This window comes from Desulfoluna sp. HI9BLuna, assembly GCF_056829775.1.
Genome location: NZ_CP186555.1, coordinates 2,123,594 through 2,146,174 on the forward strand (window position 1 = coordinate 2,123,594; position 22,581 = coordinate 2,146,174).

Sequence of the window (22,581 nt, forward strand, 5' to 3'; positions counted from 1 at the left end):
TCCCGTTAGAAGATAGAATAAAGGCAGCGTGTCACGTCTTCGATCAGCTCGTCCGTGTTTTCGTAATACACCTCGCACCCCCGTGAAAAGTGAAGCAGAATGTTGTTCAACGACTTGGGGATGTAGGGGTAGACCTTGCGCAGGTTCATCACCCGGTTGCCGTCCAGGATCGACAGGTCGGTTGCCACCAGCGAGTCAAAAAGATCGCCGTAGATGCGGGTGTCGTACTTGATCATGTGAAGGGTGTGAAACCCCTTTCCGATGGCGTAGAGCAGGATATTTCCCATGCCGAAGATATCCAGCCCGAAGGGGTTCTCCGTGGCCTGGTAGTCGTAGTCGAAATCGATCCAGGTGTAGTTGCCGGACTCGTTGTCGATGATGATGTGGTCGTTCCTCACGTCCCCGTGCCGGAACCCGTTCACATGCAGGTATCTCAAGGCCTCGAAGGCCTTGACCAGCCCCTTGAGGATCCCGGGGAGCACCTCCTCAAAGTAGACTTTATGGGGCATGTGCAGCCCCTCGATGTAAAAATAGAAATTTTCTCCCCGTACCACGTCGATGATCCGGACGCTGTTGTCCCGGTTGTCGTTAAACTCCACCCCCTGCATGAAATAGGGATGGTCCTTGACCAGGGAAAGGATCTTCCCCTCCTTGACCGGGTCCCGGAAGCAGCGGATCTTCACGCCTCCCAGGGAGGTGACAAAGGTCTCGAAAAAAACCAGCTTCATCACCTTGCGATCCCCGGTGGCCTCATCCACCACCCACTTCACCCACATCTTGGGGTCTTCCACCCCGAAGCGCCCCTCCCGCGCGTTTCCGGTGACCCGGTACTCCCGGCCCCCCACCGCCACGCGGTCCCCGATATCAATGGACATGAAATCGGAGGTATCGGTCACCAGCCGCCCGGCCACCTTACAACCCTTTGAGCTTGCGGAGGGGAAGGCTTCCCATGGCCACCTTCACCTCATTCAGAAAATTCTGGAGACCGTTGTTCTCAATGACAAGGCCGTACTGCTCGGCCAGGACCGCCACACTCATGATGTCCTCGTCATGGAGAATCCAATGTTCGGAGTTGTAGAGCTTGAGCAGCCCGAGGATGTTGTCGCTGCGCTTGATGGGAACCGACAGCATGGAGGCGATGCCCTCTTTTTTCACGGCTTCCCTGTTTTTCACCCTCGGGTCGTTGGCAAAGTCTTCGAAGTAGACCCAGCGCCCCTGGGTGAACTCCTGAAACATATCGGAGAACTCGGGCACCACGCGATTGTACTCCTGGCTGAGCCCGTGGCTGCAGACATTGAAGAGCATCTTTTCCCGGTCATCGAAAAGAAGGATGCTGGCCGCCTTGATCTCAAAGGAGATGCAGATACTCTCCACCAGGTGATGGCCCAGCATGGTGACGTCTTCATAACGGGAAATGGCGTGGCTGATGGCTCGGAACTGAGGCAGCCCGATCTTCCTTTCCGGTTCAAAGGTCATGGAACCTCCTAAAAGCGACGCCCACAAAAGGGGAGCCATTCACGAAGGAACAAAATCAGAACATGGATGAAGCAACGAAGCTGTGGTGATTGTCCGGCAGGAATGGGCATACGCAGGCAGGAGGGCACCGGACCCAGAAAGAGAAAAAAGAGAGAAGCATGTACGCGTCGTGTAACCGGAGATGCCAAAGGCCGTCAGGCAAAGGGCAACCCGCGGGAAGTCATGGATAAAATGCTACTCCAGATCCCCTCGGTGAGTCAATACCCTTTTCGGCGAAGACACCTCGAAACAGACGGCAAATCAGGGACGGGGGGCAGGGAGCCCCCCGTCGCCATGGAAAGAAAAGTAGTCAAACCCGGAACCACTGTGTGGAAGAAAAAGTCGGGAACTACTCGGAACGGGTCAGGAAAAGCTGCATAAACCGGGCATCGACCTGCTGGGGGTCCAGGTGGGCATACTCGTCGGCCACTTCCCCGAAAAGGCGCTCCAGCCCCCGGGCCAGCCTCTCGCTGAGTTCCACCCGGCTCAAGCCTGTTTCCTCGGAGAGCCAGGCCAGGCAGTGGGCCTTGGCCTCGTCCGAAACCTGCCTGGTGCCCCCCTCATCGGTCCAGATGCCGGAGAGAAGCCGTTTCACCTGGTCCAGGGTAAGGGGCCCCCCATGGTCTCCCTCCCCCAGCCACGCGGCAGCCCACAGGGTCAGCAACAGGCTCTTGATGGTAAAGTCGGGTCCCTTAAAAGGCTCAGGGTCCGGATCCAGCAGGCTCAGCACGGCATCGATGCCCGTCACATCGGAGAGCACCGCCTCGGTGGCCTCGATATCGGCCAGGGTCTCAAACTCCCGGTACAGGGAGCCGCTCTGGTAGTTGTCGTAAAAGAGGGGCCGGTTGAGAAGCAGGCCTCCGGTGACGCCCATCCACGCCTCCCCCAGAAGGGAGAGGGAGAGGCCGCGTCCCAGGAGCCAGCTCTCTTTGCGCCAGCGGTCCGCCTTGAACTTCAGCCCCATGGCCAGACCGTAGCCCACCCTGAAGATCTCTTCCAGACTGGTTTCGGCAAGCCATGCGGCCAGGCCCTTATTCATCTCCGCGTCGCGGTTCAGCGCCTCAAGGCCCAGGGAGATGTACCCGCACACCTTCTTCACCACCGAAGAGAGCTCGGCGCGCTCCCGCACCGGCTTCTGGTCGGCGGCAATGACGCGGTTGCACAAAACGGCAAACTCCATCTGAAGGGCGGACAAAAGCGTCACGTCGTCCAGCTCCGCCAGGGCATCTGAGAACAGGGAGCCCTCGGGCACCTCACCGGTGTGGGCGTGGGGAACCACGGTGGCCGCATCCAGGGGAGGTGTCTTTTTAAGGCCCTTGCGCAGGGACTCCGCATCCAGGGGCGCATAAACCCCCAGGGCCTCTTCAAAGGGCAGAAAACCCTTTTCGGAAAGCCGCACGTTGCGCAGGCGGTAGCTCTCCTCTTCCACCTCGGCGGAAAGGACGCTCATGGCCTCCAGCATCACGGCCTGAAAGCGCGGGTGATCCTCTTTGGAAAGGGTCTGGAGCAGGGAGAAGACCACGTCGTTTCGGTCGTCCGGGTGGATGTACGGCGCGCCGTCCTCCACCGGCTCGTCCGGGACCTCGCGATGCCGGATGTAAAACCAGTCGTCAAAGGTGAACCAGCCGGGCCCGAACTCGGACGGATCCTCGTTTTTCTCACGGACCCTCACCTCGATGTGCCGGGCCAGGTAGTCCTCGAAAAAAGCGGTGTGCTCCACGACCATCCAGTTGACGCATCGCTTGGGATCGGCCTTGAGGAGGAGATCGAACCAACGGGTCAAGCCGTCCACGTCCAAGAGGTCCCGCTGCCACACCTCCGCGTCCACAAAGTACTCCCACTGCTCGGACGAGGCCACGGCCAGCACGGGCAAGGCGTCCTCTGCCCCGATGTCGTTGACAAGGAAGTAGAGGTCCTGATGGGGAAACGACTGCACCAGGGCCGCAGGGGTCGGATCGCTGATGATAGCGTCCAGTGCCTTCTCCGGCTCCATGCCCATGATTTTCAGGCGACGCTCGTAGCGCGCCGCATCCGCGGGAGAGAGGCTCCCGTTCAACTCCATTTTCTCTTCAAGATTCATCTGTTTTCCTCGTATGGCATGGACCGAGCTGCTCGTGCAGCATCAGGCCGGAATAAGGGTCGGCTAACCACCCGTGGCCGGGGGGACGCCCCGGTCTTTCCCGGGACCACCTAAAGTAATGCCGGTGGGGCGGTCTGTCAAAAACCCGGCCCCTTCTCCGGGAAACACGGGGGTGCGGCAGGGCTCATCACGGCCGCCAGAGCCGGGAGATGAGGTACGCGATGACCGCAGCCACAAGGATCAGCCCCCCTGCCTGGGCATACCGAAGGAACATGAGGCTCCCCACGCCAAAGCAGAAGGCGTAAACCCCCACGGCCCCCATGCCCCAGAGCAGGCAGGCCCGCCCAAAATTGGGACGCCACCCAAGATGGGGGTATCGCCTGTAAATGGGCCCCCAAAAGGCGGGAAACGGCCTCACCCGCTCGCAAAAGGCCACAAGGTGGGCCTCGTCGTCCGGCTCCGTCAGGAAACAGACCACCACCCAGCTGACGGTGCAGATCCCCACCACGATAAGAAACCGGTACTGCCACCGGATATGGGGGATGGCGTCCCAGTACCCCAGGGCCTGGGCAAACTTGGGCGACAGCAAAGTGCTGGTGACCCCCGAGGTGGCCAGGGCAGTGATCTCGGCCCAGGCGTTCACCCGCCACCAGAACCAGCGGATCACGATGACGATGCCGTACCCCGCTGTGATCATAGACATATAATACCAGGCATCGGCCACGGAATCGAGGTTGTAGGCCACCACCACGGAAACAAGGAGCATCAGCACCGTGCTTACCTGGGAGGCGCGCACATAATGGGTCTCTGAGGCCTCCTTCACCATAAACCGGCGATAGATGTCGTTGACCATGTACGAGGCCCCGTAGTTGATGTGGGTGTCCACCGTGGACATGAAGGCCGCCATAAGGGAGGCCATCATGAGCCCCAGCATGCCCGAGGGCAACAGGGTCGTCAGCAGCATGGCATAGCCCGTCTCCGGGCTTGAGGCATCGGGAAAGGCGATGAGGGAGACCATGGCGGCAAAAATCATGGGCCAGTAGTTGAACCCGAAGGCCAGCACCGCAAAAAAGAGGGTGGCCTTGGAGGCGTCCTGCTCGTTTTTGGAGGCGATGATGCGCTGGGTGATGGCCGGGGGCGGGTTGCCCCACCACTTCAGGGTCATAAACACCACAAAGGTGACAAAAAACGGGGTCCCCACCTCCGGAAGGAAGGAGAGGCGAAGCCCGGCGTCCGCGGCCCCGTATTTTTCCGTGAACCCGATCACCACCTGGTCGATGCCGCCAATGTACCGCCAGGCGTAAAAAGCCAGGAGAAAGGAGCCCACGCTCCCGATGACAAACTGGATAAAGTCGGTGGCGGCAATGCCCCAGAGCCCGCTCATGGCCGTGTAGATAAGGGTGAACAAAAGCAGCACAAAAAGCAACAGGTCCCGGTTCACACCCGGAACCACCACCTCCGAGAGGGTCCACACCGCCTTCAAAATCCAGCCCAGGGTAATGGCGTTGGCAAACACCCCGAAGTAGAGCCCCTTAAAGGCCCGGAGTACCGCGGCCTGGGGCCCGGAGTACCTGAGCTCGATGAGCTCTGCTGTGGTGATGATGCGGGACCGGCGCAGCATGGCGGAAAAGAGGAAGGCCCCCAGGGTCCCCGCGCCCCCCAGCACAAAGGACCAGGCAAACCAGACCCCCGGGATGCCGTTTTCCGCCACCAGCCCGGTAATGCCCAGAGGGGTGTCGATGGCAAAGGCCGAAGCCACCATGGAGACCCCTGCAAGCCACCAGGGAAAGGAACGGCCCGAGACAAAATAGTCGTCCACGCTCTTGAGGGCCCGGCGTGAAAAATAGAGGCCGAGAGCCACGCTGAACAGCAGGTAGCCCCCGACAATCGCCCAATCCAGATGGGACATAACACCTCCACATGCAATTGATAACAGTTCCGTCCCACCCATATCAGAATTGGGACAGGGTAGCACGCGAATCCATGGAACCATGCAAGGCAAACGCGTTTAACAGTGAGTTGCCTCTGGAAGGCCGGTTAAAGATGCCTCCGGCGGCCCTGCCGGGGGCCAAGCTTTTGAAAAGCTTGACAAACAGGCCTTTAAATCTTCCAACACCTTGGAGACAATCCGGTTAAAGCGAATAATCAACGCGTTACGATAACGAATCTTAGCCCTTCAAGGCTTGCCGTATCGCTCGTACAAACCACCAGCCTATGTTTCGGGCCAAACCCGAGCCAAAGGCCCTTGCGCATTGGCCCGAGGAACGAGGGACAAAGGGCAAGGCAATATGCTTTCGAGGTGTTTTCGCTATGGTGGCTTCGCCACCCTGGCCGCCGGAGGCAAAATCCAAAGGCACCTCCCCCCAAAAAAAAGGCCCCGCTCGATCGCCATCGAGCGGGGCCTTCGCCGTTTTCAGCATGGGTCTATCTAAGCGGCGTTTTTCTCCTTGAGTGCCTCGGGGCTCACAACGGCACCGAAGCTCTCCTTGAGGGCTTCAAGGCCCTGCTTCTGCTCCTTGAGAACCTCGAAGAAGCGGGCGGGAATGTCCTCTTCCTTGCCGTAGGCTTCATTCTGCAGATCGATACGGGACATGATGTTGTCCACGTACAGGGAGAACTGCTTGGTGTAGAGGTCCATGGGGTAGGGCTTGTCCAGAATGTCGGTGAACAGGGCCTTCAGGTCTTCGTACTCGGGGATGATGCCGATGGGGGTCTCGATGCCGCCCACCTCGCCGTGGAAACGACGCTCCAGCCATGCCAGCCAGACCTTCACGTCCCTTTTTTCGCCCAGGAGCTTGGTGGACTCGCCGCCGCGGGCCTGGTGGGTCAGGAAGTAGTTGAGGCCTGCCATGAGGGGGCGCTTGCCGTCGGCAATGCGCTCGTTGGCCCAGAAGGTGAACTGCGCGTCCATGTACTCACCCAGGGCGCCGGGGATAAAGGGAGCGTTGGCCCAGGGGGCACGCTTCACGCCGGTGGCCCCTACCTCGGTGGCGGTGGCGGCGGAGACGATGCACGCGCCGATGGCCACGCCGTGGTCGGAGTTCTTGGCGACCCATACCGGGGGCATGGTGTCGGCATCGCGACCGGAGTAGGTGATGACGCTGGTTTCAACGCCGCTGGGGTCTTCGGAGGAGGGGGAGTAGTTGGCCAGGGAGCTTGCCACCAGGGTGGCGCGGGAGTTGGGGTGGGAAACGGGAACGGGCTTGCCCTTCTCGTCCACCATGCCGGCTTTCCACTCGCCCTGGAAGTTGCGACCCTTTGTGGGGGCCTCTTCGCCGTTGCCGGTCCAGTGGGGCTTGCCGTCGTCATCAATAAGGACGTTGGACCAGATTACCTCGGTGCCCTCTTCGCGGAGCAGGGGCATCAGGCCGGGATCGCCTTCCCAGTTCACATCTTCCACGATGCCGAAGATCCCGCTCTCCGGGTTGATGCTGCGCACGGTGCCGTCTTCGGCAATCCACATCTGGGCCAGGTCATCCCCCACAAAATGGTGGCCGGCCATGGCCGTGGTGGTCTTGCCGCAACCGCTGGGGGCGGCGCCTGCAAACCAGGTGGTCCGCTTGCCGGGGCCTTCGATGCCCGTGATGAACATGTGCTCGGAGAGCTCGTTGCCGCGGTTTTTCACTGCCTTGTCCACGGAGAAACGATGGTTGCCCTTCTTCATCAGCAGGGTGTTGCCCGCGTAGGTACAGTTGATGGAGTAGGTGGTCTGGTCGTTTCGGTCCATGTAGACCCTGGCGTTGGGAAGGTCTTCCGTTCGGTTCAGACCCTGGGAGTGGATGTTGGTGTAGAAGTACCCCAGACGCTCCACTTCGTTGTCAAAGTCGCTGAACCGGTTGCGGTAGAGCATCTCCGCGCTGTGGGCCACGTAAAAGGAGCTGGTGATCTGAAGGGAGGGGTTGGAGCCCAGGGCGCCAACGGGTCCCCTCATGTAGAGGCCCACGATCATGGTCATGCCCTTCATGATCCCGCCCATCTTGGTCTTGACGTCGTCAAGGCCTTCGGACCGGTCGATGCGGTTGGCCAGGGAGCTGACCTTCTCTTCGGGCTCGGCCAGGTAGAAGGTGCGGTCGGTGATACGGCCCTGCTCCTCCTTGAGCTCGAAATGGATCGTGTGGTTCGGCATGGGAAGAGCGTCCTCCTCCCCGTTGGCCAAAGCGCCTGCACGAACGGCTTTTCCGTCCGCATCGGATCCGGTGTTGATGAAGATGCTGTCCGGCGTGCAGAGTTTCGCAGCGTTGGCGATGGTTTTCACCACCTCTTCGGTGCGAATCTGTTTAAGTTTCGCCAGGGTCTCAGCGTCCATGCGAGCCTCGAGGAAGGCCAGGGCCTCCTCAAGCGTCTCGATCCCCCCAATCATCTCTTTTTTCTGTGCCATGTTCTTCCTGATCCTGAAAGTGTGATGACAACCCGAAGCCCCCGTCGCCGGGCAATACTTCACACCCGGCCTTCTCACGCGCCTTTGTGCCGCAACCCCATGCGGATAAAAAAGGCCTGAGAGGCTCTGTTCGAGTCATCATACGTTGGAATGTGAATACATCTTTAAATTGAGCGCGTTCTGTTCGCCGAGACAGCGGACATCAACAGGTCACATGGCCCATAAGAACAAACCCCATCGTTCCACGGGCCATATGTGCATCAGGGCCTGATCAGCACCCCTTGCACTCAAACCGCTCCTGGACCGGCGTGTGCATGTCGATCCAGGTCAGCACCTTGTCGAATTCGTCCGCCACTTCTTTCAAGGCCCGGCCCCTGTGGCTGATCTCCCCTTTCTCTTCCATGGTCAGCTCCGCAAAGGTTTTCCCTTTGTCGGGGCAGAAAAAGAGCGGGTCGTAGCCAAAGCCGCCCTCTCCCGAAGGCGCCTGGGCAATCACCCCGTCGCAGCGACCTTCGTAGGTTAGGGCCTGCCCGGTGGGCATGGCGATGGAGAGAACACACTGAAACGCCGCTCTGCGATCTTCAACACCAGCCATCTGTTCCAGAAGCTTGGCGTTATTGGCTGCGTCGTCGGCATTCTCTCCGGCATATCGGGCCGAATAGACCCCGGGCTCACCATTCAGGGCTTCCACCACCAGCCCCGAATCATCGGCGATGGCAGGGTAGCCCAGAACACGAGCCGTAAAACTCGCCTTTTTGTAGGCGTTATCGTCAAAGGTGTCCCCATCCTCAATCACTTCGGGAATGGGCCCGAAGTCGTCGAGGTTCTTCAATTCAACCGGGAACCCGGCCAGCAGGGCCCGGATCTCTTCGGTCTTTCCCTTGTTCCGTGTGGCCAGAACAAGAATAACGGATTTACTCATAGGAGCGTACCACCCTTCCCAGACAACGGGGCCGGCCTTAACGCGGCGACACCGTTGCGTAAATATATGTTGACGGGCATCTCAAGCGTCTGTTCCTTTGGAAAAAACAACACCAAACGGCCCGATCTTAAACAAATTACACTTCCTCTTAATGTATAACCAGAGGCCTTGTAAAGGGTTTTGGGCCATGACAGGCGAAGGTTTTCCAAGACGAACATTTCCGCACTTTTTTACCTCTCGAAACGAACATCTTGTTCATTTTCGAACCTTCTTTTTAACCCATCTGCACCGAAAAGAACACCGCCTGAAGACAGGGTGCCCATCCGGCAGAGAAACGGTCCGAAACCCCTCCTTATTATGACCGTCCGAAGAGAAGGCAACCCCCGCGTCTTCCTGTTTTTCCCCGGCGTCAGTGGCCCAAGGCCTTGACATTCGGGGCTATCACGTCTAAAAAAATGGAGATTTAACTTTAACGAGAACGTCAACACCCATCCATAAGGAATTTTGCCATGCACAAGCTTCTCACAGACAACCCGGGCCAGAAGATGCTCATGCTGGGCAACGAGGCCATTGCACGGGGCGCCATTGAAGCCGGCGTCGCGTTTACCGCCTCTTATCCCGGGACGCCTTCGTCGGAGATTTCCCTCAACTTTTTTCAGATGTCGAAAGAAAGCGATCTCTATTTCGAGTACAGCATCAATGAAAAGGTCTCCGTGGAGGTGTCTGCGGCAGCGGCGAACTGCGGCGTACGAAGCATGTGCGTGATGAAGCACGTGGGGATGAACGTGGCGGCCGACGCCCTTCTGACCCTTGCCTACATCGGCGTCACCGGCGGCATGGTGATCTTAACCGCCGACGACCCCTTTATGTTCTCCAGCCAGAACGAGCAGGACAACCGCTACTACGGCAAGCTCGCAGGGCTCCCCGTGCTGGAGCCCTCCTCCGTTGCCGAAGCCAAGGAGATGACCAAGCAGGCCTTTGAACTCTCCGAAGCCCTGGGCGAGCCCGTGATCCTGAGGACCACCACCCGCATCAACCACTCCACCGGCGTTGTGGAGCTGGGCGAGATCACCGAACGCAAAACCAAGGGCGACTTCACCAAGGACCCCATGCGCTGCGTCACCGTTCCCGCCGTCTCACGGGGCCTCCACGTCAAGCTCCTGGCCAACCTGGACAAGGCCGAAGAGATCGCCTGCACCTCCCCCCTCAACAGGGTGGACGGAAGCGGCTCCTTGGGCGTCATCGTCAACGGCGTCAGCTACAGCTACGTCAAGGACGGCCTCAAGGACTTAGGCGCCACCGACAAGGTCAAAATCCTGCGCATCGGCTTCTCCAACCCCCTGCCCAAGGCCCTGGTCCTCGATTTCATCAAGGGCTGCGACAAGGTCCTCGTGGTGGAAGAGGGCGAGCCCTTCATGGAAGAGGCGGTCAAGGCCGTGGCCCAGGAGAACGGCCTCACCCTGCCCATCTGCGGCAAAGGGGAGCACCTCTTCTCCCGCCTCTACGAGTTCGACCCCAAGATGGTCCGCAACATCATGGCCGCCTACTTTGAGCTGGCCCCGGTCCCCAGCCAGAGCGTGGACACCTCCAACGTGCCCGAAATCCCCAACCGTCCGCCCAACCTCTGCGCCGGCTGTTCGCACCGGGCCACCTTCTACGCGGTGAAACAGGCCACCCAGGGCATGGACGTCATGTTCCCCTCGGACATCGGCTGCTACACCCTGGGCTTTATGCCGCCCCTCTCCACCGGGGACTTCGTGCTCTGCATGGGCGCCTCCACCAGCACCTCGGCTGGTTTTTCCACGGTGACGGACAAGAAGGTCATCTCCTTTGTCGGCGACTCCACCTTCTTCCACTCCGGCATCATGGGCCTTATGAACGCGGTGTTCAACAACCACAACTTCACCCTGGTGATCCTGGACAACCGCATCACCGGCATGACGGGCCACCAGCCCAACCCCGGCGTGGACATGGACGAGATGGGTTTTGAAGGATACAACTCCATTGACATCGAAGGGCTCGTGAAAGCCGCAGGCGTCAAGCACGTCTCCGTGGTCCGTCCCTACAACCTCAAGAAGAGCATCGCTGCCATCAAGGAAGCCGTAGAGTTCGAAGGGGTCTCGGTGGTCATCGCCAAGGAGAAGTGCACCCTCTACGCCAAGAGCCTCAAGCAGCTCACCGGCAAGAAGTTCCAGGTGAACCCCGAGAAGTGCAAGAACCACAGGGACTGCATCGACACCATCGCCTGCCCCGCCTTCACCACCGAAGGGGGACGGGTCCGGATCAACGAGGATATGTGCGCCGGCTGCGCCATCTGCGCCCAGATCTGCCCTGAAAACGCCATCCTGCCCGTAAAGAAGTAGGCAGAGCGGCTCCATGAACGACACCGGCCCCGCCTGTTTTCAAAAACAGGCATGGGCCTTCGTCATAACCTTTTTTCAACACAAGGTGACACCCATATGGATACCAAAAGACTGATCATCGTGGCGGTGGGCGGACAGGGCAACCTCCTGGCGTCCCGGGTTCTGGGCGAAGCGGCTCTGCTCCAGGGCATCCCCGTGCACATGAGCGAGATACACGGCATGGCCCAGAGGGGCGGGGTGGTGGAATCCTCCATCGTCTTCGGCGATGCCGAAAGCACCATCATCTCTGACGGCGAAGCCGATGTCTTCGTCAGCTTCGAGCCCTCCGAGGCCCTCCGGGCCCTGGGACGCTGCAAAGAAGAGACGGTGACCATCACCAACCTCTCCCCCCTGCCCCCCTTTACCGTGGCCATCGGCAAAGGGGAGTACCCGGAGATCGACAAGGTCACCGAGCTGCTGGCAAACAAAACCAAGCGCCTCATCGCCTTTGACGCCGTCAAGCTCGCCGAAGAGGCCGGCAACGTCCTTTCGGTGAACATGGTGCTCCTGGGCGCCCTCATCGAGACCGGTGTCCTGCCCATCAGCGCCGATGCCATCCGCGAGGCCATCTCCACCAAGACCAAAAAAGCCTTTGTGGACGTGAACCTGAAAGCCTTTGAGCTTGGCTTTGCCGAGGCGGCAAAACACTAAAGCTCCGCGAATCACGACAGGGTCCGGGGGGCTTATGCCCCCCGGACCGGAACACGCCTTCCCGGGCCCCCGCCCATGGAAAAAAAATCTCCGGCCATCGATTTCGCGGCCAATTTGTGTCACCTTATTATTAAGCACGCATTCTTACGAAGCGCACCGCAACGGCCACCGTCTTTCAGAGACATCGACACACGAACCACCCCAATCCCCTTAGCCCGAGGGGCATTCGCGAACCCGGGAAAGCTCCCCGGAGGAGGCACCGTCCATGATTCAGAAGCGAATCACCACCTTTCTGCTGGGCATCCTCGTGGTGGTGGCCATCGGCACCGCCGGCTACTTTCTTATCTTCCACGGCCAGGAGCGCTGGATCGACTGCCTCTACATGACGGTCATCTCCATCACCAGCGTGGGCTACGGAGAGATCCTGGACGTCTCCAGCAGCATCGCGGCCCAGATCTTCACCATGGGCCTCATCACCTTCGGCATGGGGTTCATCCTCTATGCCATCAGCTCCATCACCGCCTTTCTCATCGAAGGGGAACTGTCCGGTGTGCGAAGGAGAAGACGCATGAACCGAGAGATCAATCGCCTCACCGGTCACATCATCCTGGTGGGAGGCGGGGAAACAGGTCGCCCCCTGGCCAACGAGCTGCTCACCTGCGGAGAGCAGGTGGTGATCATCGAGCAGGAGAACGACCCTGCCGCAGCAAGCCTTTCCGCACACCACATCCTTTTTATCGAGGGAGACCCCACCGACGACGCCAACCTGGAAAAGGCAGGCATCGACCGGGCCAAAGGGGTGGTCATTGCCCTGCCCCAGGACAAGGACAGCCTCTACGTCACCATGACCGCCCGCATGATGAACAAAGACCTGCGCATCGTCGCCCAGGTGAGCGACCCGAAAATGGCCCCCAAGTTCACCAAGGCAGGGGCCGACAGCATCGTCTCCCCCAACACCATCGGCGCCCTGCGCATGGCCTCGGAGATGGTCCGGCCAGCCGCCGTGGACTTCCTGGACCAGATGCTCCGCAGCGAACAGGGCCCCTTAAGGATCCACGAGCTGCCCATCACCCCGGGCTCCCCCATGGACGGCAGGCGACTCTCCGAAACCGACCTGAGGCGGGAACACGACCTCCTTGTCCTGGGGCTCAAAGACAAGGAGACCACCCTCTTCAACCCCAAGGCCGACACCCTGCTGGCCTCGGGCATGACCCTGGTGGTCATGGGCAACATCGACGAAATCAAACGCCTCCAGGCCAGGGTGAGCTGAGATGCCGCGGCCGTGGGTCCTCCTCCTTGCCGCAGCGCTCCTGTGCGTCCGGTGCGTCCCGCCCGTCACGCACACCGCCCCCTTTGCGTCAACAGACACCCTGGAGATCCTCGAACCCCTCGAAGGGGCGATCTACCCCCGGGACATGGCCCCGCCCCTATTTGAATGGAGGGGGCTCCATCAAAACGAAACGCCCTGGCTCGTGGAGATCCGCCTTCCAAAAGGCCCTCCCATCCGCCGGGAGGTACCAGCCTCCCCCTGGCAGCCCGACCCGGGCCTGTGGCACCGCATCAAGCAAGAAGCCACCGGCGCCCCCGTAACCCTTTGCATCTCACGGCCAGGCGGGCCATCCCGCCCCGGCATGGCCCCTTCAACGCGGCGCTTTTTTATCTCCAACGACCCGGTGAACGCCTCCATCCTCTACCGCCAGCTCCCCCTGCCCTATGGCTTCTCAAAAGACGATATCCGGCGCATCACCTGGAAGCTCGGCGCGGTGGATGACACCCACGCCCCCAAAACCGTCATGACCGACCAGCCCACCTGCAGCGGCTGCCACCAGGCCAGCGCCGACGGCCGCCTCCTTGCCATGGAGATGAATGTGGACGGAGACAGCGGCGTCCAGTGGGTGAAACCCGTTGCCAAAACCATGGAGATCACCCACAACGACACCATGAGCTGGAGTGATTATCCCACGCCCCCCTTCTTCCCTCCGCCCCGGGGAAGTTTCGCAAGGCTCTCCCCTTCAGGACGCTTCATGGTGGGCCCGGTCAACGACATCGGCTTCATGGTCACCACCGGCGATGCCGCCTACTCCCAGCTCTTCTTCCCCACCTTCGGCTTCCTGGGGACCTACGACAGGCGCTCACAAACCTTTGCCCCGCTGAAAGGCGCTGACGACTGGGACTTTGCCCACACCGACCCCAGCTGGACCCCGGACGGCTCCGCCCTGCTCTTTGCCCGGGCCGAGACCAAAAACGCTTACCACCCGGACCTCGGCAACATCCGTATCCTCTCCTCCCCCAAGGGCATCGACGCACTCAACCGCCAATACCCGATCCGGTTTGATATCTGCCGCCTCCCCTTTGATAACGGCAAAGGGGGCACGGCCACCCCCCTTGAGGGCGCCAGCAACAACGGCATGAGCAACTACTTTGCCCGGGTCTCCCCGGACGGAAACTGGGTGGTCTTCACCCAAAGCTGGAGCGGACTCATGCTCCAGCCGGACAGCCGCCTTTACATCGTTTCGGCCACCGGAGGCACTTCCCGAAAAATGACCTGCAACCGCACCGGCATGAACTCCTGGCACGCCTGGTCCCCCAACGGCAAATGGCTCGTCTTTGCGTCCAAAAACCGCGCCATGGCAACGGAGCTTTTTCTCACCCATGTCAATGAAGACGGCACCGACTCACCGGCCATCCGGCTCCACCGCTTCAGTCACCCGACCATGGCTGCCAATATCCCGGAATTCGTGCCCTTCAAACCGGAGGCCATCGATACCATACGATTGAAGTAACAGAAAAAAAACAGCCTCCGGCGGGCAGGGGATAAAGCCCCTGCACCCCAGGTTCGCACATGCTCCGCCCCTTCGTTCCTCAGGGACATCACATGCGCTGACGGGCTGTGCCCGTAATGGGCGGAGTGGGGTGTTCATGATTCACATGTCCGTTCGATCATACAGCAGCCCTCTCCTTCAGCCCTGCAAGGGCTGAAGGAGAGGGCTGCTACCGAAACGTTTTTGCGGAGCTTTTTTCAAAAAGCGACCCGCCGGAGGCTTTTTCCTTTTTTTCACTATCAGGGAGGCACCATGGGAAAACAATGGAAGGCGTTACTCTTGTGTGTGGGACTCTTTCTCATCGGCTGCGGCGTGCAGCAGGCCAAGGTCTTCAACGAAAGGTACGGGCCGGAGCAGGTGGTCGCCCGGGTGGACGGGGAGCCCAGGGAAGAGCTCACCTATTATGAGGACATCCAGCCCATCCTGGAAAAACGGTGCAGCGCCTGCCACAGCTGTTACGATGCACCCTGCCAGCTGAAGCTCACCTCCTTTGAGGGACTGGACCGGGGGGCCACCTCGCTCATGGTGTACAACGCCTCCCGCATCACGGCAGACGACCCCACCCGACTCTTCATCGACGCGGACACCACCCAAGGGTGGCGGGACAAGGGGTTTCACCCGGTCCTTAACGAACGCACCCAGGAACCTGCCATCAACCGGGAGAACTCCGTCCTGGCCCGGATGCTGGAATTAAAGGCGAAAAACCCCCAGCCCAAAAATGAGCTCCTGCCCCAGTCTTTTGACCTCTCCCTGGCCAAGGCCAACAACTGCGAACCCAGCGAGTCCTTTGACAGCTTTGAGGAGCGCTATCCCCTGTGGGGCATGCCCTACGCCCTGCCCGGGCTCACCAGGGAGGAACACGACGCCATACTGAAATGGATCGCAGACGGCGGGCTCATGAGACAACCACAAACAACATCGCCGCAGGCAGCCGACATCATTGCCCGCTGGGAGCTCTTTTTCAACGGCACCTCCATGCGGGAACAACTCGTAAGCCGCTACATCTACGAGCACCTGTTCATCGCCCATATCCACTTTAAGGGCCTGCCCAGCCGGGAGTTCTACCGCCTGGTGCGCTCAACCACACCGCCCGGAGAGCCCGTGGACGAAATCCCCAGCGTGCGCCCCTACGACGACCCGGGCATCCGCCCCTTTTATTACCGGTTGAAAAAGACCCCCGCCGTGGTGGTGAAGGACCACACCGTCTACCGGCTTTCCGATGCCAAGATGAAACGCTTCAACGACCTCTTCTTTACGCAGCCCTACGAGGTTACCAGCCTGCCCTCCTACGACCCGGACACCGCAGCCAACCCCTTGAAGGCCTTTGCCCAGCTTCCGGCCATCTCCCGCTACCGGTTCCTCCTGGACGACGCCCACTTCTTTGTAAACGGGTTTATCAAAGGCCCGGTCTGCCGGGGACAGGTGGCCCTCAACGTCATCAACGACCACTTTTTCGTGGCCTTTTTCGACCCGGACAAGGACATGATCAGCAACGACTCCGACTTCCTCGCGGAGATGAGCCCCTTGCTGGCCCTTCCCGGAGAAAAGGAGAACACCCTCAACATCCCCAGCATCTGGTTCACCTACTCGCGCAACCAGAAAAAATACCTCAAGGCCAAGGACGACTATATCGACCGCCTCCACCCCGACCACATCGGCAACGACATCACCCACATCTGGGATGGAGACGGCGGCACCAACGACAACGCCCTGCTCACCGTCTTCCGCCACTTTGACAGCGCCACGGTCCTCAAAGGCCTGGTGGGCCAGGTTCCCAAAACCGCCTGGGTGGTGGACTTTCCCTTGCTGGAGAGGATCCACTACCTGCTTGTGGCGGGCTTTGATGTCTACGGCAACGTGGGGCACCAGGCCGTCACCCGCCTCTACATGGACTTTCTCCGCATGGAAGGCGAAAACAACTTTTTAAGCTTCATGCCCAGTGACCGCCGTGAGGAGATGCGAAAAAACTGGTACCAGGGCACCCGCGCCGAGTTCAAGAACCACATTGAAAACCCCTTGCTGGGCCTTTCCCGCGAAACAGGCATCACCTATCGAACCCTGACCCCGAAAGACGAGTTTTTTAAGCAGGTGCTGGCCCATGTGGGTCCCGTCATCCCGCAGCACGACCCCATCAACCGCTGCCCCTCCGGGCATTGCCCCACCGAGGGGGCCAGCCCGCAGAGGATAGCCGTTGAAAAGGCCCTTCGCCGCATCACCGCTATCAAAGGAAGAAAGACCGAGGTGTTCCCGGACGTCTCCTTTCTCCGGGTGGTCACCCCGCCCAACCAGGAGGATCTGGCCTACACCATCATCAAGAACAAGGCCCTGAGCAACAACTCCTTCATGTTCGGCGAAGAGAGGCGCCGCCGCCCCGAAGACGACACCCTGAGCATCGTCCGCGGCCACGTGGGAAGCTATCCCAATGCCTTTGTGCGCATCGACGTTGACAAGGTGGAAACCCTGGCCGACCGTTACCTCAAGGTCAAAGACGAGGTCACCTACTACCTCATGGCCAGGCGCCACGTGGTCCGCCGCACCAGCCCGGACTTCTGGGACGAATACGACTGGCACTGCCAGACCTTTCTGGATGCCCACCCCGTGGAAGGTGGCACCTTCGACCTCTACCGGTACATCCGCATCGCCGAAAAAGAGGACGGGACCCTGGTGGAGTGGTGATAAAGCAGCACCCTATGGCCAAAGCCAGACAATAGCCTTGCCTCCGGCGGCCAGGGGATAAATCCCCTGGACCCCAGGTCCACAAATGCTACGGGGCTAAAGCCCCTCCGCATTTGCCGTCGGGCTTCGCCCGTAAATAAGGTGACGGCTTATTGAAGCACCTTCATGTTGCCCGAAGTTTTTTTTCATGTTTTCACGGGCGAAGCCCGTCAGGGAATGTGATGAGCCTGAGGAACGAAGGCGAAAGGGCATTCCCGAACCTGGGGTGAGCCCCTTGATGCCGGAGGCCTGCTTTTTTTACCCACATTGACCATAGAAACGGCCCTATCTTAATAAATCCAGCCCAAAAGCGGCCTTGACCTTTTGGGCGGTCTCTTCGGTTTCTGCCCTGGCTTTCTCCGTGCCCGCGCGCAGGATGTTCATAAGCCCGGCCGGGTCTGCGAGAAAGCGAGCCCTGCGCCTGCGGATGGGAGCCAACAGCTCCTGCAGGCATTCTGTAAGAAGAGATTTCAACTTGCTGTCGGCCAGGCCGCCGCGTCGGTAGTCCTCTTTGAGGCTCGCCACAAGGGCTTCATCCGGGCAGAAGGCATCGAGATAGGTGAAGACCACGTTCCCCTCCACGGCCCCGGGGTCTTCGATGCGCAGGTGGTTGGGGTCGGTGTACATTTTCTTCACGGCGCGCTCGATCTCGGCGTCGTCGCTGCCCAGGGTGATGACGTTCCCCAGGGATTTGGACATCTTTGCCTTGCCGTCCACCCCGGGCAGGCGAGAGACCTTGCTGAGCAGGGGGCGGCACCCCACCAGCACCTCGCTGCCCGCAACCTGGTTGACCTTGCGCACCACCTCATTGGTCAACTCGATCATGGGCAGCTGGTCCTCCCCCACAGGGACAAGGTCCGCCTGAAACGCGGTGATGTCTGCGGCCTGGCTGATGGGATACGAGAGAAAACCCGCAGGGATGGACGCACCGAACTGCTTGCCGGCAATTTCCGCTTTTACGGTAGGGTTTCTCTGAAGACGGGAGACCGTCACGAGGTTGGCGTAGTACATGGTGAGCTCGGCCAGGGCAGGCAGCCCCGACTGAAGGCAGATCACGGTGCGCTCGGGGTCAATGCCCACGGCCAGGTAGTCGGCCAGCACATTGAGGATGTTGCCGGACACCTTGGCAGGGGTGTGCCCGTTGTCCGTCAGGCCCTGCATGTCCGCGATGAGAATGGTCTGGGAAGAGGTGTCCTGCAGCGCCACGCGCTGGGTAAGGGAGCCGACGTAGTGGCCGAGGTGAAGGGAACCGGTGGGGCGATCGCCCGTAAGGATTTTTTGAGACATCTTGTTCTCCTTTGATGTGTTTAACACCACCGAAGGAGACGATTGCACGCACGTGTCAATTCATTCGTCGCCCTTCGGCGGCAAATGAAGACAATACAAGTCCATGTGCCGCTCCGTCAGGAGCGCCACCAGAACATGCGCGTCGTTACTGTCTGTGTCTCTGTGTTTTTCATACCCACGACCTACCACCCTTCCCACAAAAGAGCAACAAATGCATGCCTCCGGCGGCAAGGTGTGCCACCTTGAAAGCTGGTTGCGAATGCGCTTTCCTTCAGGGCCTTTCAGGAGACCTTGCAAGACACCATTTGTCGAGGGTTTCAAAAGCCTGCCCGGCTTTCCACGGGCCAAGCCCGTAAGCACGTGTGAAGGGCTTTAGCCCCGGGGCATGTGCGAACCTGGGGTTACGCTTCGGCGTCGTTGTCAAACGCGGGCTTGCAGAGGATCTCACGGATTTTCATCTTGAAGAAATCGGCGGTATTGACGGCGCGCAAAACCACGGCAGTGTCGGCACCCCTGCCGGAGCCCCCCACACAGATGACGTTCTCACCGGCAGGGATAAGCCCGGCGTCGGCGGCCATGAGGCTCACCTCCACGGCCACTTTGAGGCCCGCTCCGAAGAGCTTCAAGGTTTCGGCAATGACCTCGTCCACCTGGTAGGTGTTGAACCGCAGGCGCACGGCCCTGCCGATACCGAAAAAGGTGTGACCACAGGTGAGGACCTTCACGCCCGAGGCTTCGAGGCGCCCCCGGGTGTCCGGCTCCAGCTCCTGGACATTGGGCCCTTTAAGGCCCGTAAAATGGGTGACGGCCACCACATCGAACCCTTTGAGGATCTCTGCGGCCAGTTGGGCTGTGTAGCCGCTGGTCGTTGCCAAAACGCAGGTTTTGATGCCAAGGGCCTCGCCCTGTTCCCTGACGCATCGCAGCACATCGTCGGTGTTGGTTTTTCCGGGCTGGTCAAAAAGAATCATAGGGTGTCCATCTCTTTGGTGGGGTGGTGTGGATTGTACTCGAAACCCGGGCCGTTTCGGCCCGGGCATGTTTTTTCAGGAAGGTTCCCCCCGCCTCCGGCCCTTGCGGCTGGTATCGCCCTTGAGCCAGGCTGCGTAAATGGCCTCCTGCTCATCGAGGATATCCCGCAGCACATCCATGGTGGTCAAAGGATTCATGAGGACGCTGCGAAGGACCACGACCTTTCCTTCGGGATACCCAGGAAAGACGGTCTCGTGCTCCAGCACGGTCCGGGAGACAAAGCTGTTGCCCGCCTCCCGCTGCTCCTGCTGAAGGGCGCGGTTCACCTCGTTGAAATATTCGTTGATCTCAAGGATCCGCTCGGGGGAGGCCTGGACCATCTCCTTTTGGAAGGGGGTCGGACAGACGCGGTAGGTGAGGATGTTGAGTTCCGGCCGGGTCACCAGCTGGAAAATGTCTCGGCCATCGATCTCCTCGGCAAAACGCCGGGCCAGCTCGATGCCGTGGTCGATGAGCATGCCGTAACCCCGGCTGCCCATGATCTTGAAGGCGCTGTCCAGAATAAGGCAGTTGGCTTCCCGGGAACCGGAGAGGGTCTTGCTGCCTAAGTCCACGCTCCCTTTGCGGATGATGTAGTTGGCATGGTAGGCCACAGCGTCCAGGCTGGTGGGGTCTTTGAAAAAGACCATGCCCGAACTCATGGGCATGTAAAACTGCTTGTGGGCGTCGATGGTGACGGAGTCCACCTCTTCGATGCCCTTGAGAAGATGGGCGTAGGTCTCGCTCATGAGTGTGGGACCGCCCCAGGCCGCGTCGGCGTGGAGGTGGATGCCCTCTTTGCGACAGATGGCGCTGATCTCGGGGATGGGGTCCACGTTGCCGGTCTCGGTGGTCCCTGCCACGGTGACCACAGCAGCCACCCGGGTCCGTCCCTCCTTTTTAATACCGTCGAGGATCTCGGCCAGGCAATCCACCCGCATGCGGTTGGTGTTGTCCACGGGCACAGGAATGATGTTGCCGTTGCCGATGCCCAGGATCCCACCGCATTTCCGCAGGGAGTAGTGGCACCTCTTGGAGACAAGGATCACGCACCGGTCGATGTTGTGAGCGGCGTAGGCGGCGGCCAGCCCTTCGACTTCAACGCCCCCAAAGGATTCCGTGGGCCCCAGGGCCCTGTTCCTGGCCACCCAGAGAGCGGTGAGATTGGCCGTGGTGCCCCCTTCGGTGAAGGAGCCCAGGGAGGTATGGGTGTTCTGGACGTGCTCCCGGTAAAAGGCGTCCTCTTTCTGGTAGATGATGCGGTGCACCTTGGCCACCACCTGCTTCTCCAGCACGGAGAGCATCTTGGAGGTTTCCAGCTTCACCACGTTCTGGTTCAGGGCCGCCACAATGGCCTTTAAATGCACCATAAAATAGGGAATGGCAGCCGTCATGTGTCCCACGAAATAGGGTGAGGCCACGTTCACGGCGTGGGGCACAATCTCTTCGAAGACCCCGCTGACCACATCGGCCAGGCGCTTTTCAGGCAGGCTGTTCATCACGGTGTCGGTACACCGGTCTGCGATCTCCTTGAGGCTCACGGCTTCTGTGATTCCCACGTTCTGGATCAGAAAATCGTGGAGATCAAAGAGGATATGGCGCATATGATGCACCAGAACGTCCCGTGTTTTTTCATCTTCCGGGCTGGTAAACACCCGAATCAGGTTGACCCATTCCTGCTGCTTGCCGTCGTTTTTCACTGCACTGCCCTGTTCTTCCATGCCCCTTCTCAAACCCCCTGTTTCAAGACCCAACCATCCATCATGATGGCATATATCCCGTTTACGCAAAAATAACAACGCCGACTGAAAAAAAAGCCCCTTGACAGCCCCCGTCTTTCAAGGGTTTCTGGCCTCCCCTGCTCCTTTCCTCCCTTTCGGATCCATTGGGGCATGAAAAGCCCCTGAGTCCGGGGCAGCCCTCAGACGTGCTAAAATACGTGAATACAGGAGCAATCCCGTGCCTCATTTCTTGACAACCTTTTCATTATAGCCTAAATTTTGCTGGCTCACAGCGGCACCCACCCCCATCGGCGCCCGAGCCGTCGCCAACGGCCCGGAACCCATGGGATTCCGTAACAAGGGTTCCGTTCACCCTGTCTGGGGACTGTTCCCGGGCAGACGCACACTTGAGACACCGGGACGCAATCCCCGGGCAAGGCAACAGGGAGCCATGACCGAAGACGGAAAAGGACAAACCGGGGTTTTTGTGGCAGCAGCCGTGGCAACGCTGGTCATCGTGGCCATCTTCTCCTTTTTCTCGGGCCCCGACGCCGCCCAGAGGAACATCACGGAGGCCCCCATTCCGGCCAGCCACTCGGGTCGCATCGAAGAGGAGAGCTTTTTTCTCTACTTTGCCCAGCGAGACGGCCGTTTTCTCACCTCCGAGGAACGCACCGTCTCCACGACAAAAGATCCCTGGCAGCTGAGCCAGAAGATCATCGCGGCCCTCATTGACGGCCCCGAACGGGGCAGCGCCCGAACCCTGCCGGCAACCACCCGCCTGCGGGCCCTGTACATCACCGACCCCAAGGTGGCGGTGGTGGATTTTTCCCGAGAGATCCGGGAAGAACCCATGGGTGCGGCCTCTGAACTGCTCACCGTCTACTCGGTGGTCAACTCCCTGGCCGTCAACATCCCGGAGATCGATGCCGTCCGGATCCTCATCGAGGGCGAGCGGGCAGAGACCCTGGCCGGCCACATCGACATCTCCGAGCCCCTTGCTCCCGACATGCTCATGGTACGATAGGGGCCGACAAGGGCAAAGCAGCACGTAACACAACAGTCACATGCCCCTAA

At 60.0% G+C, this 22,581-nt stretch carries 15 protein-coding genes; 6 read left to right on the forward strand and 9 right to left on the reverse strand.

The features are described 5' to 3' along the window. Positions 1-5 precede the first annotated feature (5 nt). From ACOYW0_RS08585 to ACOYW0_RS08610, 6 genes are all read right to left on the reverse strand, one after another. Positions 6-896 (reverse strand): protein kinase, encoded by an 891-nt coding sequence (locus ACOYW0_RS08585; RefSeq protein WP_482418110.1) that lies wholly within the window; start codon positions 894-896, stop codon positions 6-8. 16 nt (positions 897-912) lie between these two features. Further along, on the reverse strand, positions 913-1,476 hold the full coding sequence (locus ACOYW0_RS08590) for a GAF domain-containing protein (RefSeq protein ID WP_180142616.1): 564 nt from the start codon (positions 1,474-1,476) through the stop codon (positions 913-915). Positions 1,477-1,864: 388 nt separating this feature from the next. After that, the gene (locus tag ACOYW0_RS08595; RefSeq protein WP_482418111.1) at positions 1,865-3,595 is read right to left on the reverse strand and encodes a DUF6178 family protein; all 1,731 of its coding nucleotides are present in this window, start codon (positions 3,593-3,595) and stop codon (positions 1,865-1,867) included. A 187-nt stretch (positions 3,596-3,782) separates the two neighbouring features. Next, entirely contained in the window at positions 3,783-5,504 is a 1,722-nt protein-coding gene (locus ACOYW0_RS08600; protein ID WP_482418112.1) for a sodium:solute symporter family protein, read from the reverse strand. A 519-nt stretch (positions 5,505-6,023) separates the two neighbouring features. Beyond that, positions 6,024-7,973, reverse strand: a complete 1,950-nt coding sequence (locus ACOYW0_RS08605) for a phosphoenolpyruvate carboxykinase (GTP) (RefSeq protein WP_482418113.1) — start codon at positions 7,971-7,973, stop codon at positions 6,024-6,026. Positions 7,974-8,244: 271 nt separating this feature from the next. Next, positions 8,245-8,895: an XTP/dITP diphosphatase gene (locus ACOYW0_RS08610; RefSeq protein WP_180142608.1), complete on the reverse strand. Its 651-nt coding sequence runs from the start codon at positions 8,893-8,895 to the stop codon at positions 8,245-8,247. A 509-nt stretch (positions 8,896-9,404) separates the two neighbouring features. Here ACOYW0_RS08610 and iorA point away from each other — a divergent pair. The 5 genes from iorA (at position 9,405) to ACOYW0_RS08635 (ending at position 17,446) form a co-directional block, all read left to right on the forward strand. Then, a complete protein-coding gene (iorA, locus tag ACOYW0_RS08615) occupies positions 9,405-11,258 on the forward strand; it encodes an indolepyruvate ferredoxin oxidoreductase subunit alpha (protein ID WP_482418114.1) in 1,854 nt (617 codons plus the stop codon). Positions 11,259-11,354: 96 nt separating this feature from the next. Further along, entirely contained in the window at positions 11,355-11,948 is a 594-nt protein-coding gene (locus ACOYW0_RS08620; protein ID WP_482418115.1) for an indolepyruvate oxidoreductase subunit beta, read from the forward strand. Between the two features lie 265 nt (positions 11,949-12,213). Next, positions 12,214-13,218: a potassium channel family protein gene (locus ACOYW0_RS08625; RefSeq protein ID WP_180142602.1), complete on the forward strand. Its 1,005-nt coding sequence runs from the start codon at positions 12,214-12,216 to the stop codon at positions 13,216-13,218. Position 13,219: 1 nt separating this feature from the next. Then, the gene (locus ACOYW0_RS08630; RefSeq protein ID WP_482418116.1) at positions 13,220-14,731 is read left to right on the forward strand and encodes a TolB family protein; all 1,512 of its coding nucleotides are present in this window, start codon (positions 13,220-13,222) and stop codon (positions 14,729-14,731) included. A gap of 291 nt (positions 14,732-15,022) precedes the next feature. Further along, complete coding sequence (locus ACOYW0_RS08635; RefSeq protein WP_482418117.1) at positions 15,023-17,446, forward strand: fatty acid cis/trans isomerase; 2,424 nt, start codon at positions 15,023-15,025, stop codon at positions 17,444-17,446. Positions 17,447-17,770: 324 nt separating this feature from the next. On the opposite strand, the gene trpS is transcribed toward ACOYW0_RS08635, so the two are convergent. From trpS to ACOYW0_RS08650, 3 genes are all read right to left on the reverse strand, one after another. Then, entirely contained in the window at positions 17,771-18,772 is a 1,002-nt protein-coding gene (trpS, locus tag ACOYW0_RS08640; RefSeq protein WP_482418118.1) for a tryptophan--tRNA ligase, read from the reverse strand. A gap of 401 nt (positions 18,773-19,173) precedes the next feature. Then, positions 19,174-19,743, reverse strand: coding sequence for a pyruvate kinase alpha/beta domain-containing protein (locus tag ACOYW0_RS08645; protein ID WP_482418119.1), 570 nt, complete (start codon positions 19,741-19,743; stop codon positions 19,174-19,176). Between the two features lie 75 nt (positions 19,744-19,818). Beyond that, positions 19,819-21,504, reverse strand: coding sequence for a pyridoxal-dependent decarboxylase (locus ACOYW0_RS08650; protein ID WP_482418120.1), 1,686 nt, complete (start codon positions 21,502-21,504; stop codon positions 19,819-19,821). Positions 21,505-21,955: 451 nt separating this feature from the next. Here ACOYW0_RS08650 and ACOYW0_RS08655 point away from each other — a divergent pair, with 451 nt between their 5' ends. Then, positions 21,956-22,531 carry a GerMN domain-containing protein gene (locus tag ACOYW0_RS08655; RefSeq protein ID WP_180142590.1) on the forward strand — a complete coding sequence of 192 codons (576 nt, stop codon included), beginning with the start codon at positions 21,956-21,958 and terminating at the stop codon, positions 22,529-22,531. Positions 22,532-22,581 lie beyond the last annotated feature (50 nt).

What these genes read in the sequence shown, in the direction of transcription:
- ACOYW0_RS08590 (WP_180142616.1), bottom strand. Translation starts at nt 1,476, where the DNA reads ATGACCTTTGAACCGGAAAGGAAGATCGGGCTGCCTCAGTTCCGAGCC.
- ACOYW0_RS08595 (WP_482418111.1), bottom strand. Translation starts at nt 3,595, where the DNA reads ATGAATCTTGAAGAGAAAATGGAGTTGAACGGGAGCCTCTCTCCCGCG.
- ACOYW0_RS08600 (WP_482418112.1), bottom strand. Translation starts at nt 5,504, where the DNA reads ATGTCCCATCTGGATTGGGCGATTGTCGGGGGCTACCTGCTGTTCAGC.
- ACOYW0_RS08605 (WP_482418113.1), bottom strand. Translation starts at nt 7,973, where the DNA reads ATGGCACAGAAAAAAGAGATGATTGGGGGGATCGAGACGCTTGAGGAG.
- ACOYW0_RS08610 (WP_180142608.1), bottom strand. Translation starts at nt 8,895, where the DNA reads ATGAGTAAATCCGTTATTCTTGTTCTGGCCACACGGAACAAGGGAAAG.
- iorA (WP_482418114.1), top strand. Translation starts at nt 9,405, where the DNA reads ATGCACAAGCTTCTCACAGACAACCCGGGCCAGAAGATGCTCATGCTG.
- ACOYW0_RS08620 (WP_482418115.1), top strand. Translation starts at nt 11,355, where the DNA reads ATGGATACCAAAAGACTGATCATCGTGGCGGTGGGCGGACAGGGCAAC.
- ACOYW0_RS08625 (WP_180142602.1), top strand. Translation starts at nt 12,214, where the DNA reads ATGATTCAGAAGCGAATCACCACCTTTCTGCTGGGCATCCTCGTGGTG.
- ACOYW0_RS08630 (WP_482418116.1), top strand. Translation starts at nt 13,220, where the DNA reads ATGCCGCGGCCGTGGGTCCTCCTCCTTGCCGCAGCGCTCCTGTGCGTC.
- ACOYW0_RS08635 (WP_482418117.1), top strand. Translation starts at nt 15,023, where the DNA reads ATGGGAAAACAATGGAAGGCGTTACTCTTGTGTGTGGGACTCTTTCTC.
- trpS (WP_482418118.1), bottom strand. Translation starts at nt 18,772, where the DNA reads ATGTCTCAAAAAATCCTTACGGGCGATCGCCCCACCGGTTCCCTTCAC.
- ACOYW0_RS08645 (WP_482418119.1), bottom strand. Translation starts at nt 19,743, where the DNA reads ATGATTCTTTTTGACCAGCCCGGAAAAACCAACACCGACGATGTGCTG.
- ACOYW0_RS08650 (WP_482418120.1), bottom strand. Translation starts at nt 21,504, where the DNA reads ATGGAAGAACAGGGCAGTGCAGTGAAAAACGACGGCAAGCAGCAGGAA.
- ACOYW0_RS08655 (WP_180142590.1), top strand. Translation starts at nt 21,956, where the DNA reads ATGACCGAAGACGGAAAAGGACAAACCGGGGTTTTTGTGGCAGCAGCC.